The sequence below is a fragment of the Marisediminitalea lipolytica genome (genome assembly GCF_001758465.1).
Taxonomy (GTDB): Bacteria; Pseudomonadota; Gammaproteobacteria; order Enterobacterales; family Alteromonadaceae; genus Alteromonas; species Alteromonas lipolytica.
On record NZ_MJIC01000015.1, the window covers coordinates 590,459 to 602,723 of the forward strand.

Annotated in this window: 13 protein-coding genes; 5 read left to right on the plus strand and 8 right to left on the minus strand. The window is 51.8% G+C overall.

What is annotated here, in order from left to right; all coding sequences use genetic code 11:
* Positions 1-42: 42 nt before the first annotated feature.
* The 7 genes from BFC17_RS17140 to BFC17_RS17170 all read right to left on the minus strand — a co-directional run bounded on the left by BFC17_RS17140 (position 43) and on the right by BFC17_RS17170 (position 5,966).
* A complete protein-coding gene (locus tag BFC17_RS17140) occupies positions 43-1,239 on the minus strand; it encodes a CaiB/BaiF CoA transferase family protein (protein WP_070177699.1) in 1,197 nt (398 codons plus the stop codon).
* Positions 1,240-1,247: 8 nt separating this feature from the next.
* Entirely contained in the window at positions 1,248-2,414 is a 1,167-nt protein-coding gene (locus tag BFC17_RS17145; protein WP_070177700.1) for an acyl-CoA dehydrogenase family protein, read from the minus strand.
* Between the two features lie 62 nt (positions 2,415-2,476).
* Positions 2,477-2,995 (minus strand): MaoC family dehydratase, encoded by a 519-nt coding sequence (locus BFC17_RS17150; protein WP_070177701.1) that lies wholly within the window; start codon positions 2,993-2,995, stop codon positions 2,477-2,479.
* Between the two features lie 48 nt (positions 2,996-3,043).
* On the minus strand, positions 3,044-3,877 hold the full coding sequence (locus tag BFC17_RS17155; RefSeq protein WP_070177702.1) for an HpcH/HpaI aldolase/citrate lyase family protein: 834 nt from the start codon (positions 3,875-3,877) through the stop codon (positions 3,044-3,046).
* Positions 3,878-3,879: 2 nt separating this feature from the next.
* The gene (locus tag BFC17_RS17160; protein ID WP_070177703.1) at positions 3,880-4,791 is read right to left on the minus strand and encodes a polysaccharide deacetylase family protein; all 912 of its coding nucleotides are present in this window, start codon (positions 4,789-4,791) and stop codon (positions 3,880-3,882) included.
* Between the two features lie 26 nt (positions 4,792-4,817).
* A complete protein-coding gene (locus BFC17_RS17165) occupies positions 4,818-5,648 on the minus strand; it encodes an SDR family NAD(P)-dependent oxidoreductase (RefSeq protein WP_070177704.1) in 831 nt (276 codons plus the stop codon).
* A gap of 12 nt (positions 5,649-5,660) precedes the next feature.
* A complete protein-coding gene (locus tag BFC17_RS17170; protein ID WP_070177705.1) occupies positions 5,661-5,966 on the minus strand; it encodes an REDY-like protein HapK in 306 nt (101 codons plus the stop codon).
* A 175-nt stretch (positions 5,967-6,141) separates the two neighbouring features.
* Between BFC17_RS17170 and BFC17_RS17175 the strand changes: the two genes are divergently transcribed.
* Genes BFC17_RS17175 through leuD form a run of 5 tightly spaced genes read left to right on the plus strand, consistent with a single transcriptional unit; the run spans position 6,142 to position 10,780 of the window.
* On the plus strand, positions 6,142-6,819 hold the full coding sequence (locus BFC17_RS17175; RefSeq protein ID WP_070177706.1) for an isochorismatase family protein: 678 nt from the start codon (positions 6,142-6,144) through the stop codon (positions 6,817-6,819).
* Positions 6,820-6,830: 11 nt separating this feature from the next.
* Positions 6,831-7,778, plus strand: coding sequence for a polysaccharide deacetylase family protein (locus tag BFC17_RS17180; RefSeq protein ID WP_070177707.1), 948 nt, complete (start codon positions 6,831-6,833; stop codon positions 7,776-7,778).
* A complete protein-coding gene (locus tag BFC17_RS17185; RefSeq protein ID WP_070177708.1) occupies positions 7,775-8,710 on the plus strand; it encodes a polysaccharide deacetylase family protein in 936 nt (311 codons plus the stop codon). Before BFC17_RS17180 ends, BFC17_RS17185 begins: the two co-directional genes overlap by 4 nt.
* A gap of 43 nt (positions 8,711-8,753) precedes the next feature.
* Complete coding sequence (gene leuC, locus BFC17_RS17190; protein WP_070177709.1) at positions 8,754-10,166, plus strand: 3-isopropylmalate dehydratase large subunit; 1,413 nt, start codon at positions 8,754-8,756, stop codon at positions 10,164-10,166.
* Positions 10,166-10,780: a 3-isopropylmalate dehydratase small subunit gene (leuD, locus tag BFC17_RS17195; RefSeq protein WP_070177710.1), complete on the plus strand. Its 615-nt coding sequence runs from the start codon at positions 10,166-10,168 to the stop codon at positions 10,778-10,780. Before leuC ends, leuD begins: the two co-directional genes overlap by 1 nt.
* Before the next feature lie 152 nt (positions 10,781-10,932).
* Here leuD and BFC17_RS17200 read toward each other — a convergent pair whose 3' ends face one another.
* On the minus strand, positions 10,933-12,111 hold the full coding sequence (locus tag BFC17_RS17200) for a cytochrome P450 (protein WP_070177711.1): 1,179 nt from the start codon (positions 12,109-12,111) through the stop codon (positions 10,933-10,935).
* Positions 12,112-12,265 lie beyond the last annotated feature (154 nt).

The window sequence follows — 12,265 nt, forward strand, 5'->3', positions numbered from 1 at the left end:
CGCGCTGCCGAAGTGTTAAGGCAGCGCAGTAAACAGGCAGAATTAAATAGCGTCCTGCGCTTTAAGTTCTGATACCTGTTCGGCAGAGTAACCGAGTGATGAAAGAATATCATCGGTATCCGCGCCCAGCGGCGAGCAAGCTTTACCATCAGGGCGCTCGCCATCCAGCTTAACCGGGCTGGCAACAACGCGCATATCCGGATTCTGTGCATGGGGTAAATGCTGCAACATACCAATCTGCGCTACGTAGTTATTTTGCAGTGCCTGATCCAGTTCGTACACCGGGGCAATGGGGATTTTACCGCCGAACAACTGTACCCAGTGGTCGGTAGTTTGCGCAGCAAAAGCGTCATCCAGAATGGCCTGAAGTTCAGCACGCTGACTCTGACGGTCCTTAATGGTAGCAAAGCGCGGGTCTTCACCCAGCTCCGGCTTGCCAATGCCTTCGATCATTAATTGCCAGAACTTTTCGGTCATGCACATTACAAATACCCAGCCGTCTTTAGAGGTATAAAGCTGACAAGGCACGGTGGATGGATGGGCAGAACGGCCAATACGCTCGGTGGTATAACCTTCGTTTAAATACCAGGTGGCCGGGTAGGTAAGCTGTTGCAGGGCAACATCAAACAAACTTACGTCCACATCGCGGCCTTCACCGTGCTTAAGTACGCCAACCAGCGCAGCTAACAGCGCGCCGGATACCGTAGCGCCGGTCATAAAGTCCACCATGGATAAACCAAAGCGGGTTGGCGGGGTTTCCGGTGAACCGGTTAATGCCATAAAGCCTGCTTCGGCCTGCATCAGGTAATCATAACCCGGCCAGCCAGCGCGCTCGTTATCCCGCCCGTAGGCGGATAAGTGAGCACATACTATCTTTGGGTTGACCGATTGTAGCGAGGCGTAATCAAGGCCAAGCTTGGCTGGTTGATCGCCACGCAGGTTATTCATTACCGCATCGGCAGAGGCCACCAGTTCATGAAAAATCTTGCGTCCGGCCTCGTGTTTAAGGTTAAGACTCAGGCTTTTCTTGTTCCGGTTAAAGGTTTGGAAGAATAAGCTGTCATCGTCGCCCAAAAAGAACGGCCCGGATTTACGCGCGATGTCGCCACCACTTGCCGGGTTTTCGATCTTGATGACTTCGGCGCCAAGATCAGCCAGGAACATCGACGCGAAAGGACCCGCGCCGTATTGTTCCACGGTAATAATGCGGATGCCCTTAAGCGGTGCCGGCTTATTCATTCCCGTACTCATATCTTGTTACGCTCAATCAGCTGTTTGGCGATGATCATGCGCTGTACTTCGTTGGTACCTTCACCGATACACATCAGCATGGCATCACGGTAGTAACGCTGGATTGGGTATTCCATGGAGTAAGAATAACCACCAAAAATACGCATGGCTTCGTTGGCACAGAACACGCCGGTTTCGGTAGCAAAGTACTTGGCCATACCCGCTTCCATGTCGCAGCGTTCGTGAGCGTCAAACTTGTTGGCCGCCTGTTCAATCAGCAGTTTAGAAGCTTCTACTTTAGATGCCATTTCACCCAGTTTGAGCTGAATAGCCTGATGCTGACAGATTGCTTTGCCCATGGATTCACGTTCTTGTGCATAACGCACTGCAAGCTTCAGCGCGCCTTCGGCAATACCGGCACCGCGGGCTGCTACGTTAATACGGCCCAGTTCCAGACCACCTACAGTGATAAAGAAGCCTTCACCTTCGCCTTTTAACAGGCAGGATGCCGGAATGCGGAAATCTTCAAAGGTCAGCTCGCAGGTATCAATGGACTTGTAGCCCAGCTTTTTCATTTTATTAATGGTTAAACCAGGCAGCGGATTACCGTTTTCATCTTTGGTTTTGATGATAAACATGCTCATGCCTTTGTAGCGTGGCTGAGCCTCCGGGTCGGTTTTGGCCAGTAACAGTAAGCAGTTACCGTTTAATGAGTTAGTGATCCAGGTTTTCGCACCGTTGATGACATACTCATCACCGTCGCGCACTGCACGGGTGCGGATAGCCTGTAAATCAGTACCGGCGTTTGGTTCGGTCAGCGCGATACCACCGCGCAGTTCACCGGCAACCATTTGTGGTAACCAGTCTTGCTTTTGTTCTTCGCTGCCAGAGCGTTCAATGGCAGAGGCCATGATCAGGTGTGAGTTAAAAATACCCGATGGTGCCATCCACGCGCCGGCCACCTTGACCACGATTTTCGCGTACAGTGACGCCGACAGGCCAAGACCGCCGTACTCTTCACCAATAGTGGCACCAAACAGGCCCAGTTCAATCATCTGATCAACAAGCGCATGTGGGTATTCGTCGGCCTGGTCATGCTCATCAGCAATGGGTTTTACATCGTTTTCAATCCACTTATCGATGGTATCTAGAATGGCAATTTCGTCTTCTGCAGTCCAGCTCATGGTTTTCTCCGCCTGAAATTCGTTGTTATCGTCGGCCCGCCTGCTGGCAAGCCGTTTAGCAATTAATAGTTCGCTTTACCTTCGGCATCGTTGCCTTCGCGCATTACCAGCACTTTACGGATAAACGAGCTTACTTTTACGCCGTCCTGGTTAAAGCCAGTGGTGCGAACGGTAACGATGCCCTGATTAGGGCGTGACTTTGATTCACGCTTGTCGATGACTTCTGACTCGCAGTACAGGGTGTCGCCAACAAACAGTGGGTGGGTCATGTTGATGTCGTCCCAGCCCAGGTTAGCAATGGCTTTTTGCGATACGTCACTCACGCTCATGCCTACCATCAGTGCCACCGTGAAGGGGCTGGCAACAATACACTTACCGAATTCAGAGTGCTTGGCGTACTCTTTATCAAAGTGCATTGGGTGAGTGTTCATGGTCAGCAGGGTGAACCAGGTGTTGTCAGTTTCGGTAATGGTACGACCCGGACGGTGCTCGTAGATATCACCTACTTTAAAATCTTCCAGGTAGCGACCAAAGGTTTCGCGGTAACGGTTTTCGCCAACTTGTTTCGAGCCTTGTGACATGGTTAATTCTCCAATTCTTTAATAGCTATTCGGATGTGCGCTACTGCGTTACAGCCCGAGTTTTTCTGCGATACCGACGGTGCGTTCGGCGGCCAGTACCAAGGGCAGATCAATCATTCTGCCGTCTACCAGCAGCGCGCCACCGTTACAGTGCTTATAAGCAGCAACGATTTTGCGGGCCCTTGCGATATCGCTGGTTGAGGGGGTAAAACTGTTATTAATAATGCCCACCTGATTAGGGTGGATGGCTGACTTACAGGTGAACCCGAGCGCTTTTACGCGCAGGCTTTCTGCGGCCAGGCCTTCGTCGTTACGAACATCGAGGTAGGGCACATCGATGAGTTCCAGTTGCTGACTGGCCGCGGCAACGGCCAGCTGACAACGGGAAAAATACATTGGCTCCCAGTCCAGGGTGGTGCCCAGCTCGGCAGATAAATCACCGCCGCCAAACATCAGCGCTACCAGGCGTTTACTGGCTTTGGCAATTGCCATTGCATTGCCCACACCTTCGGCCGATTCAATCAGCGCAATCAGTTCAACAGACTTGTGTGCCAGCGCCTGATCGATAATTTGTACATCCACATCGGTGGCCACTTTCGGCAACATGAGGGTAAGTGCAGGCAAATCGTCGCGGGCGATAATGGCAGCGATATCTTCAAAACCGTATGGCGTGCGCGGTGAATTCACCCGCAATACTAAAGATGCCGGGTTGTCAGAGGCGGCGATATAATCCAGCGCTGCCTGACGGGCACCGGCTTTTTCGTCCGGTAAGCAGGCGTCTTCCAAATCGATGCAGATTACATCCGCACCGCTGGCCAGCGCTTTATCAAAGCGCTCGGGGCGGGTACCGGGTACAAACAATAGCGAACGGCGTGAGCTCATAGTTATGCCTCCTGCGCCAGTTCTTGCTTGTCACGCAAAGAGAGCGTGACTTGCTTATCCGGATGCTGCTCAGCAAAGGTCTCGGCAATCTGTAAACGGGTGGCAAACCATACGCCCGGCTTGGATGAGACATGCTCAAGGAACTTTTCCAGCGCGCCAATGCGGCCGGGACGACCGATAATGCGCAGGTGCAGGCCTAAACTCATCATACGGGTTTGCTCTGCGCCTTCTTCGTACAGCACATCAAAGCTGTCTTTGGCGTATTCCAGCCACTCAGAAGGTGAGTGGGCCGGGTCGGTCCAGAATTTCATATCATTGCTGTCGATAGCGTAAGGCACGATCACCATTGGCTCTTCGCTACCCGGCACGCGGCCCCAGAATGGCTCATCACGGGACACATCATCCATGTGATAGCTAAAGCCTTCTTCCTGTAACAGGCGGCGGGTATGCTCGGTATGCAGGTAGCGGGATAACCAGCCTTTCGGGCGCATACCGGTGGTCAGCAACATGCTGTCGCTGGCCTTTTGAATTTGCTCGCGTTCTTTGGCTTCATCCAGCATAAACTGGTGCTTCCAGCGATAGCCGTGTGAGCACACTTCGTGGCCTTCTTCGCTGATCACTTTAGCGATCTGTGGGGCACGCTCCAGCGCTACAGCCGCAGCGGTAAAGGTGGCCGCAATGTTGTACTTTTTCAGTAAACGGTGAATACGCGGCCAGCCTTCGTTAATGCCGTACTCGTAGTTCGACTCGTTCATATGCACGCGCATGGGCTTTTTAATCGCCAGACCCAGCTCATCCACCAACTCCGGGCCTTTGTCGCCATCCAGGATATTGCTCTCGGAACCTTCTTCCACGTTAACCACGATGGAAAGGGCGAGGCGGGCATCATCAGGCCATAGGGTTGTTTTACTCATGGGGGGTTACTCCGCTGCGCGTTAACTTAGTGATACTCTTCGCCACCGGACACATTCATGCATTCGCCGGTAACGTAAACAGATTGCTCAGAGCTTAAAAAAGCGCAGGCTTTGGCGGTATCTTCCTGTAAACCAGGACGACCCAGCGGAATACGTGCGCGCATGTCTGCCATGTATTTATCCATATCACCACCGGCAAAACGCTGGTTCTGCCAGGCACCTAAGCCCGTGGTAACGTGGTTGGGGCATACCGCATTGACGTTAACGCCATGGGGGCCGAGTTCTTTGGCGGCTACGCGGGTTAATCCCACCACGCCATGTTTAGAGGTGGTGTAAGCACCGGCTTCAGCAAAAGCGGATTTAGACGCCTGGGAACCGATATTGATAATGCGGCCACTACCCTGGGCCTGCATAATGCGCCCGGCGTGTTTAATGCCTAAGAACACACCGCGCAGGTTTACGCCTAATACGGTGTCCCATTCTTCGGCTTTGGTATCAACGAGCGCAGTCATTAAATAACCCACACCGGCGTTATTTACCCAGATATCCAGGCTGCCAAAGGTGTCTTTTGCGGTTTTAGCCAGGGCTTCCACGTCGGATTCTTCCAGCACGTTACACACGGCGGTTTTCACTTCGATTCCGGCTTCACGCATCTCGCTGGCAATGGCTTCCATTTCTGCTGAGGTGCCGATGGCATCTTCTGGCAGGTATTCGTTTTTGGCCGCGCCAATGTCGGCCAGCACAATCTTGCAGCCTTCTTTACCTAAGCGCCACGCGATGGCTTCGCCTAAGCCTTTGCGACGGCCGGAGCCGGTAATTACTGCTACTTTGCCGGCTAAATCTGCATACATACTCATGATTCGCCCTGCTTAGATAGATTCAGTCAGAATGAACTGCGGGTTATCCGCAAAGGTAACGAACTCAGCAGTAACCTGTTGCATGGCTTCGGTCGCAGCGTCTTTGCCAAGCTGTTCTAAATCGTTAATTTCCAGTACTTCAATGTACTGGTAAGGCGCATCGCCACCGCCTAACAGGCCGGTTGTGCGCAGAACCTCAAACTTGTCTACGGAAGGCAGTTTGCTGGCGGTAGGCAGATCGGTGGTTTTCGCCCAGTTTTCGTAGGCGTCTTTATCCGCATCCTCGCGCAGATTAAACAACACAATTATTGTGGTCATTGTCACTCTCCCGTGTAAGCTGCCATCAATGGCAATTTAAGTTAAGTTGGCTTTATCTTAGATTCTGTATGAATGATATGTCAATATAACAATTGCTATTTGAGTGATATTTGTCTTATAGTTATGTCGTTAGTTTTTTATCTGCGTTTGAATCTGTCCATACCGAGGAGTCACAATGGAGCTTTCTAATAAAACCGCCCGCGAACTGTACGCTGAAGTAAAAGCCAATCCGGCTCGAAAGCGCTTTGGCTTTGGTAATAAAGCGATTCTGGTCAACATTGACCTGCAAAAGGCGTACACCCGGACAGATCTGTTTAAGACCGCCTACGAAACCGACCCGCGCCAGCTGGAATACGTTAATACCCTGGCTGCGAAGTTTCGTGAACTGAACTGGCCGGTGGTGTGGACCCACGTGGCCTACATGGAATCCGGCGAAGATGCTGGCATTTGGGGCACCCGTACTGATACGCCGGACAGCCTGCAAAACATTAAATTTGGCAGCGAGCGTTCAGAGCTGGACGACCGTTTAGTGGTGGATCGCGAAAAAGACGTGTTCTACTGCAAAAAAATGCCGTCGCCGTTTTTTGAAACCCAGCTGCAAAGCTTATGTGTATGGCATCAGGTAGATACCGTTATTTTAACCGGTGGCTCAACCTCGGGCTGTATCCGCGCCGCCGCTGTAGACAGTTTATCCCGCGGCTACCGCACCATTGTGCCGGAAGAGTGTGTAGCGGATAAGCACGAGAGTTATCACTTTGCCAACCTCACCGATCTGTCGCTCAAATACGCTGACGTACTGGATGTGCAGGAAGTGTTTGAATATTTAGATGGTCAAAAAGACGGCCAGAAGTAAGGAGCCATATTATGAAAACCGATCCCGGTTATTACGATTACTGGCCCTATCATGACCGGCCAAAAATTACCTGGCCCAACGGCGCGAAAGTAGCCTTTTGGGTAGCACCCAACATTGAATTTTACGAACTGGATCCGCCGGCTAATCCGCACCGCAAAGCCTGGCCTGGCCCTTATCCGTCGATTGCCGGTTACGGTATCCGTGATTACGGTAACCGCGTTGGCCATATGCGCCAGATGAAGCTGCTGGAAAAATACGGCATTCGTGGCTCTATTTCGTTGTCTACTGCGCTGTGTGATCACCACCCGGAAATCATCGAGCTGTGTAAAGAGCGCGACTGGGAGTTTTTCAGTCATGGCATTTATAACACGCGTTATACCTACGGCATGAGTGCCGAGCAGGAGCGCGAGATGATCCGCGACTCCATCGAAACGATTTATAAACATACCGGCCAGAAATGCGCGGGCTACTTAGCGCCGGCGCTATCCCACAGCGACGATACCATCGATCTATTTGCCGAAGTGGGCACCGAACTGTTTGGTGATGACGCCGGTTTTTATACTTGTGATTTATTCCACGACGACCAGCCAACGCCAATTCATACCCGTTCGGGCAAGAAGTTTGTATCGATTCCCTATTCACTGGAAATGAACGACACCATTGCCTACGTGGTAAATAAGGTAGAGCCGCGTCAGTACGGCAAAATGATTAAAGCCAACTTCGACCGCTTGTTAGAAGAGGGCGCAGAAAGCGGCACCATTATGTGTATTCCTACTCACAACTATCAGGTGAGCTGCCCGCACCGCATGAAAGCCTTTGAAGAAGCGCTGGAATACATTACCGGTCATTCCGATGTGTGGGTAACCACCGGCCGCGAAATTGCCAGCCACTTTATTGAAAATCAGTACGATACAGCCGTTGCTGACATCGCCGCCAAACAAGGGGGGATGAAAAAATGAGTCTGGATAAATCCTATCTTGAATACCCGCAGCGCAGCTACGGCATGGATCACGAGTTGTACGACTGGTCGATGCTGACAGACCGCCCGGCAATAAGCTGGCCGGATGGCAAAAAGCTGGCCTTATGGGTAAACCTGAACATCGACTTCTTTCCGCTTAATCAGCGTAGCAACCCAACCGGCGTGCCTGGCGGGATGAAAATGCCGTACCCGGACCTGCGCCATTTCAGCCTGCGCGATTACGGTAACCGCATTGGTATTTACCGCTTGTTTAAAGCGCTGGATAAGTTTGGCGTTAAACCCACTATCGCCATTAACGGCGTGATGGTTGAACGCGCGCCCTACCTGATGGACATGATCAAAGAGCGTGGCGACGAAGTACTCGGCCACGGCTGGCAGATGGATATGATTCACCATGGTGAAGTGGCCATTGATGAAGAACGTCAATGGGTAGCCAACAGCTTAAACACCCTGCGCGAACGTTTTGAGCAACCGGTAACCGGCTGGTTAAGCCCGGGCCGTTTGCAGTCTGCCAATACGCCAACACTGCTCAAAGAGCATGGCGTTGAGTACATGTGCGACTGGGTAAATGACGATATGCCTTATGCCTTTAACACGGCTGCTGGCGCGATTACCGCCATGCCGCTGTCTAATGAGCTGGACGATTTCTTTATTCTTAATAATAACCTGCACAGCGAAGACAGCTACGCAGAGCAGATTATGGATGCCAGCGATTTTCTGCTGAGTGAAGCCAGTGAACAAGGCGGGCGCTTATTGGCTCTTAATATCCACCCCTGGATGCTGGGCCAGCCGCACCGCATTGGTCAACTAGAGCGCGTACTCGCCCACATTACCAGTCTGGATGGCGTGTGGAGCGCCAGCGCATCAGACATTCTGACAGTCTGGTCACAGCAGACTCAGCAACAACCCTAACCTGTTCGGCAGGCGCGAGCCTGCCGCCCTTGAGAGCAAGATAATGGCTAAAACCCTGTTTGAAAAAATCTGGGATGCCCATCTGGTGAAAGCCTTACCGGATGGCACGTTCCTTATTTATATCGACCGTATCTTTTTACACGAACGTACCGGCTCCATTGCGCTACAAAGTTTGGCCGAAGCGGGCCGAAAAGTGCGTCATCCTGAGCGTGTGTTCTGTACCATGGATCATATCGTGGATACCTTTCCCGGCCGTGGTGATGACACCGTCATGCCGTCAGGTAAAAACTTTATCCAGGCCACTCGTAAAGAAGCCAAAGCGGCGGGCATTACCTTGTTTGATATCGGTGATGACAGACAGGGCATTGCCCATGTAATCAGCCCGGAAATGGGCATTGTGCAACCGGGTATTACCCTGGTGTGCCCGGATAGCCATACCTGTACCCAGGGCGCCATGGGCGCAGCCGCCTGGGGCATTGGCTCGTCTGAAGCTGAGCACGCCATGGCCACCCAAACCCTGCGCATCAATAAACCTAAACTGATGCGCGTGGTGTTCGAGGGTGAACTGGGTGCAGGCGTTACTGCTAAAGACATGATTTTGCATTTGATTGGTCAGTACGGTGCTAACGGCGGTGCCGGATACGCCATCGAATTTGCTGGCAGCGCAGTGGAAAACTTATCCATTGAGGGCCGCTTAACCCTGTGCAACATGGCGGTGGAGTTTGCCGCGTTTACCGGTTTAGTGGCACCGGATCAGAAAACCTATGACTACCTGGAGGGACGCACTTATGCACCAAAAGGTAAAGACTGGGATGAAGCATTAACTTACTGGCAATCGCTAGTGACCGAGAGCGACGCCGCCTTTGATAAAGAGATTGTCATTAACGCTTCAGACATTGAGCCAACGGTAACCTGGGGAACCAGCCCGCAACACGCCGCCGGGATCAGTCAGTCTGTTCCGGCGCTGGAAAGTTTAGCGTCGGACGATGCCAGAACCGCCGCCCAACGCGCACTGGATTATCAGGGCTTGGCGAGTGGTGATGCCCTGGCCGGCCTTAAAATCGATAACGCCTTTATTGGCTCATGCACCAATGCGCGTATCGAAGATTTACGCAGCGCGGCCAGCATTCTAAAAGGCCGCAAAGTGGCTGCCGGTATCAAGGCCATTTGCGTGCCGGGTTCACAGCAGGTGAAAGCCGCTGCCGAGCGCGAAGGGCTGGATAAAATATTTGAAGCAGCTGGCTTTGAATGGCGCGAAAGCGGCTGCTCTATGTGTTTCTTTGCCGGTGGCGAACACTTCGGTGCCCAGGAGCGAGTGCTATCTACCAGTAATCGTAACTTTGAATCCCGCCAGGGGCCGGGTACGCGCACGCACCTGGCCAGCCCGGCAACCGTGGCAGCCAGTGCCATTAATGGCGTCATTACCGATCCACGAACCTTTACGGAGGTGAACTAATGGACCCGTTTATTCGCCATACCGGCGTAAGTGCGCCACTGCTGCGCATTAATATCGATACTGATGCCATTATCCCCAGCCGCGAAATGCGCCTGGTATCTAAAAAAGGGCTGGGTGAGGGCCTGTTTGCCAGTTGGCGTTATGTGTTGCCAGACTCCCGGGAGCCCAATCCGGATTTTGTACTGAACAAACCGGAGTACGCTAATACCACTATTATTCTTGGCGGTAACAATTTTGGTTGCGGCTCATCGCGGGAACATGCGGTGTGGGCGCTGGCCGAATACGGTATTCGCGCGATCATCGCGCCGGGCTTTGGCGCTATTTTCTACCAGAACTGTGTGCGCAATGGCATTTTGCCAGTGGTATTGGATAACGAAACGGTGCAGTCGCTGGCCGCCGAAGTAGAAGAGAACCCACAGGTGCATCAGCTGACTATCGACCTTGAGCAGCAAACCGTGACCAGTTTCTCTGGCGCGCAGGCTAAGTTTGAGATTGAAGCAGGCCACAAAGAAATGCTGTTAAAAGGCCTCGACAGCATTGGCTTAACCCTGACATTTGAAGACGACATCAGCCGTTTTGAACAGGCAGATGGCGCAAAGCGTCACTGGTTATAGATGTTTTCAGCGTTTCAGGTGGTTTGCCGGAAACGCTGATCCTCGCTTTATTCTGGTGTAACGCCAACACAAAATCAGTGCCGGCTGTGTCGTTTTGTCACTATTACGCAGAAAACAGCCCGGTCATTACAACCGGACTCGTCCCAGCCAATTTACGAACGAAAAATAATGTCCATTTTGGTCGGGTGATTATGAGGGAAGTTCGATCTTTCATGTTCACCATCCGGAGCCATCTCAAACCAGGACGTTTTGGCGAACAATTCTTCAAGGCCGACTCTCACTTCCATGCGGCCAAAAATCGCCCCGAGACAAGTATGAATACCAGCACCGAAAGCCATATGCTGGTTTGGACGACGTTCAAAGTTACACTCATCAGGATTCGGAAATTTTTCTGGATCGCGATTGGCCGCTAAGAAGTTTAACCAGATACTTTCATTGGCTTCAAAGTGCTGCCCGTTAACATCGACCGGGCAGGTAGTGCGACGAGGCATTACCATCTGCGGGCTGTCATAGCGCAACATCTCTTCAATCGCGCTCGGCAGGATTTTGGGGTTATCCCGAAGCTGCTGTTGTTTTTCCGGGTGCAATGCAAGATATTCGATCATATTGCCCAGTGCACTGGTAGTGGTGCCGTGGCCTGCCACTAATAATAGTCTGAGAATACTAATGATCTGTTCATCATTAAGCACCTCGCCATCCTGACCTAATTCTATCAGCCAGCTGGTCACGTCTTCTTTAGGTGCTGTTTTGCGCTGTTGTAATACCTTGTCGATGTAACCGCGCCACATGGTGAATAAGGCGTCAGCTTCTTCCTGCCTTCCGGCAGCACGAGCGCTGGTTAATTCCCGGGACCAGCGTTTGATGTTCTGCCAGTTATCGTCATCCCAGCCAAGAAAGGCGCAAAGGGAGCGCACCGGGTAGGGATCAGTAAAATGAGCCACTGCATCAGCTTTGCCGGCGTCTACCATGGCCTGGATCATAGCCCCTGCTTTATCGCGGGCCTGCCCTTCGTATAAATTGACACGCTTGGGTAAGAATAATTCTCGTAACAGTTTGCGATATTCGGTGTGTTCAGGCGGATCCAGTGCAAGAGGAATAGCCCTTTGATCCGGCGTCAGGTTTGGGTCGATGGCAGCCCATGCGGTGGCGTTACTGAACTCATCAGGGTTTTTCATGATATCAAACACATCCTGATAACGCAGTGCAGTCCAACCAAAGTTTTCTGCCTTGGCAAAAGGCTGTTTATCTCTCAACTTGTCATAACTGGCACGCTGATCAAGATTCATCTCAGCAGCAAATGGACACCAGGCTTGTTTCTCTGAGCTAGTCATTGGGCTCTCCTGTTGTGTTACTCATATGTTAATGGTGCGTTTCAATAATGTCGATATTACGGACTTCAGCGCCAATATGAAAGTTTTTTGTAATGTTGCAATACAAAGTTTGAATGAGATTTGATCTGAATGCTTATTGAAATGGAGGTTTTTG

What these genes read in the sequence shown, in the direction of transcription:
- BFC17_RS17140 (WP_070177699.1), bottom strand. Translation starts at nt 1,239, where the DNA reads ATGAATAAGCCGGCACCGCTTAAGGGCATCCGCATTATTACCGTGGAA.
- BFC17_RS17145 (WP_070177700.1), bottom strand. Translation starts at nt 2,414, where the DNA reads ATGAGCTGGACTGCAGAAGACGAAATTGCCATTCTAGATACCATCGAT.
- BFC17_RS17150 (WP_070177701.1), bottom strand. Translation starts at nt 2,995, where the DNA reads ATGTCACAAGGCTCGAAACAAGTTGGCGAAAACCGTTACCGCGAAACC.
- BFC17_RS17155 (WP_070177702.1), bottom strand. Translation starts at nt 3,877, where the DNA reads ATGAGCTCACGCCGTTCGCTATTGTTTGTACCCGGTACCCGCCCCGAG.
- BFC17_RS17160 (WP_070177703.1), bottom strand. Translation starts at nt 4,791, where the DNA reads ATGAGTAAAACAACCCTATGGCCTGATGATGCCCGCCTCGCCCTTTCC.
- BFC17_RS17165 (WP_070177704.1), bottom strand. Translation starts at nt 5,648, where the DNA reads ATGAGTATGTATGCAGATTTAGCCGGCAAAGTAGCAGTAATTACCGGC.
- BFC17_RS17170 (WP_070177705.1), bottom strand. Translation starts at nt 5,966, where the DNA reads ATGACCACAATAATTGTGTTGTTTAATCTGCGCGAGGATGCGGATAAA.
- BFC17_RS17175 (WP_070177706.1), top strand. Translation starts at nt 6,142, where the DNA reads ATGGAGCTTTCTAATAAAACCGCCCGCGAACTGTACGCTGAAGTAAAA.
- BFC17_RS17180 (WP_070177707.1), top strand. Translation starts at nt 6,831, where the DNA reads ATGAAAACCGATCCCGGTTATTACGATTACTGGCCCTATCATGACCGG.
- BFC17_RS17185 (WP_070177708.1), top strand. Translation starts at nt 7,775, where the DNA reads ATGAGTCTGGATAAATCCTATCTTGAATACCCGCAGCGCAGCTACGGC.
- leuC (WP_070177709.1), top strand. Translation starts at nt 8,754, where the DNA reads ATGGCTAAAACCCTGTTTGAAAAAATCTGGGATGCCCATCTGGTGAAA.
- leuD (WP_070177710.1), top strand. Translation starts at nt 10,166, where the DNA reads ATGGACCCGTTTATTCGCCATACCGGCGTAAGTGCGCCACTGCTGCGC.
- BFC17_RS17200 (WP_070177711.1), bottom strand. Translation starts at nt 12,111, where the DNA reads ATGACTAGCTCAGAGAAACAAGCCTGGTGTCCATTTGCTGCTGAGATG.